This is a genomic window from Pseudomonas sp. sp1636, assembly GCF_030376615.1.
In the GTDB taxonomy this organism is placed as follows: Bacteria; Pseudomonadota; Gammaproteobacteria; order Pseudomonadales; family Pseudomonadaceae; genus Aquipseudomonas.
Window position 1 is genome coordinate 1 of record NZ_JARRAB010000048.1, and the last position, 789, is coordinate 789.

Here is a 789-nt window from a genome sequence, read left to right on the forward strand (position 1 = left end):
TGCGCTGGATGACAGCAACGCCACGTTCGCCTCGGAGAACCAGCTGACCCTGATCGGCAACGTGCTCGACAATGATGTGCAGGGTGCTGACCGCCTGCCAGGCGGCCCGATCCAACCGGCAATCGTGCAGGGCACTTATGGCACGCTGACCCTGAATGCCAATGGCTCCTACAGCTATCTGCTGGATCCGAGCGATCCAGATTTCCTTGCGCTGGGTGGCGGGGGAATGGCGACCGAGACCTTCACTTACACCCTCAACGATGCGGATGGCGACAGCGACACTGCCAGCCTGGTGCTGAAAGTCAGAAACCTCGACGACAAGGTGCAGATCAAGGATCTGGATGTTAGAGGCGGCGAACACAGCGTAAATGAGGACGACCTGGCGATGGGCTCGGATCCGAGCAAGGAGTCCACTACGGTCAGCGGCACCTTCAAGGTGCAGGCGCCGGATGGGCTGCTCAACCTGACCGTGGGCGGCATCCAGGTGGTACTGAACGCTGTGGTGAATGGCTTCCCGCAGTCGGTGACCACGCCGCTGGGTAACCTGCTGACCATCACCGGCTTCGATGCCGATGATGGCATTCTCGATGAAGGCATCGTCAGCTACAGCTACACCTTGCTGGGCAGTGCGCAACATGCTCCCGGCGGGGGCGAGAATCAGCTGGCCGAGCACTTCGCCGTGCTCGCCGAGGACGTGGATCATGACACCGATCTGGCGTCCCTCGACATCAATATCATCGACGATGTGCCGCATGCGGCGGATGACAGCAACAGCATTGCCGAGGACAC

1 protein-coding gene is annotated in these 789 nt (G+C 60.8%); it reads left to right on the top strand.

Features of this window, described 5'->3' with window-relative positions:
• Positions 1–789 (top strand): VCBS domain-containing protein (locus P8H27_RS20520; protein ID WP_289639601.1); only part of this gene is annotated, 789 nt, incomplete at both ends.